The following is a 1426-nucleotide window of genomic DNA, read 5'->3' as shown; positions in this document are numbered from 1 at the left end:
GCCGGCGATGATCAGCACCACCGGCACCGGCTTGTCGGATTTGGGCAACAACAGCGAACCAAACAGCTCGCCACTGCCGGTGTCCAGGCTGATGGGCCGTTGCAGCACGACAGGGGAGGCGGCGAAGCCAAGGCTGGAAAACAGAGTGAGGGTCAAAAGCAGAACTCGCAGCATCATCGCGCCATCATGAGGAAGGTGCCGGTTGGACCAACGTCTACCGGTAAGGTTTCGAGGATGAACTAGTCGGTTAGCCTGCGTATACTGGCCGCCTTAAGTTATTACGGTTGACTTGATTCAACTGATTTCACGGAGCGCCCTGCATGTCCGGCAATACCTACGGCAAGCTGTTCACTGTTACCACCGCGGGCGAAAGCCATGGCCCGGCGTTGGTCGCCATTGTCGACGGCTGCCCGCCGGGCCTCGAGTTGTCCCTGGAAGACCTGCAGCGTGACCTCGACCGCCGCAAGCCCGGCACCAGCCGCCACACCACCCAGCGCCAGGAAGCCGACGAAGTCGAAATCCTCTCCGGCGTGTTCGAAGGCCGCACCACCGGCTGCGCCATCGGCCTGCTGATTCGCAACACCGACCAGAAGTCCAAGGACTACTCGGCGATCAAGGACCTGTTCCGCCCGGCCCACGCCGACTACACCTACCACCACAAATACGGCGAGCGCGACTACCGTGGCGGTGGCCGCAGCTCGGCGCGGGAAACCGCGATGCGCGTGGCGGCCGGTGCGATTGCGAAGAAGTTCCTGGCGACCCAGGGCATCGTGATCCGCGGCTACATGAGCCAGCTGGGCCCGATCGAAATCCCGTTCAAGACCTGGGACAGCGTCGAAGACAACGCCTTTTTCTGCCCAGACCCGGATAAAGTGCCGGAGCTGGAAGCCTATATGGACCAGTTGCGCCGCGACCAGGATTCCGTCGGCGCCAAGATCACCGTGGTTGCCGAAGGCGTGATGCCGGGCCTGGGCGAGCCGATCTTCGACCGCCTCGATGCCGAACTGGCCCACGCGCTGATGAGCATCAACGCGGTCAAGGGCGTGGAGATCGGCGCCGGGTTCGATTGTGTGGCCCAGCGTGGCACCGAGCACCGTGACGAGCTGACCCCGGAAGGTTTCCTCAGCAACAACGCCGGCGGCATTCTCGGCGGCATTTCCTCCGGCCAGCCGATCGTTGCGCACCTGGCCCTCAAGCCGACGTCCAGCATCACCACGCCAGGCCGTTCGATCGATGTGCACGGCAACCCGGTGGACGTGATCACCAAGGGCCGTCACGACCCTTGCGTCGGCATCCGCGCCACGCCGATTGCCGAAGCGATGATGGCCATCGTGTTGATGGACCACCTGCTGCGCCATCGTGGGCAAAACGCCGACGTAAAAGTCAGTACTCCGGTATTGGGCCAGCTGTGACCGTGGGTGGCGAG

The 1426-nt window shown here is 63.4% G+C and carries 1 protein-coding gene and 1 pseudogene; one reads left to right on the top strand and one right to left on the bottom strand.

The features are described from left to right. A pseudogene (locus tag HX873_RS10380) lies at nucleotides 1-177 on the bottom strand (alpha/beta hydrolase); the annotation flags it as partial. A 143-nt stretch (nucleotides 178-320) separates the two neighbouring features. Between HX873_RS10380 and aroC the strand changes: the two are divergent. Continuing rightward, nucleotides 321-1412 carry a chorismate synthase gene (gene aroC, locus HX873_RS10375; RefSeq protein WP_003213122.1) on the top strand — a complete coding sequence of 364 codons (1092 nt, stop codon included), beginning with the start codon at nucleotides 321-323 and terminating at the stop codon, nucleotides 1410-1412. Nucleotides 1413-1426: the final 14 nt, after the last annotated feature.

This window comes from Pseudomonas sp. P7758 (assembly GCF_013386485.1).
Classification (GTDB): domain Bacteria; phylum Pseudomonadota; class Gammaproteobacteria; order Pseudomonadales; family Pseudomonadaceae; genus Aquipseudomonas.
Note: the sequence above shows the minus strand (reverse complement) of the source record. Positions and strands in the feature narration are given on the sequence as shown.

What these genes read in the sequence shown, in the direction of transcription:
- aroC (WP_003213122.1), top strand. Translation starts at nt 321, where the DNA reads ATGTCCGGCAATACCTACGGCAAGCTGTTCACTGTTACCACCGCGGGC.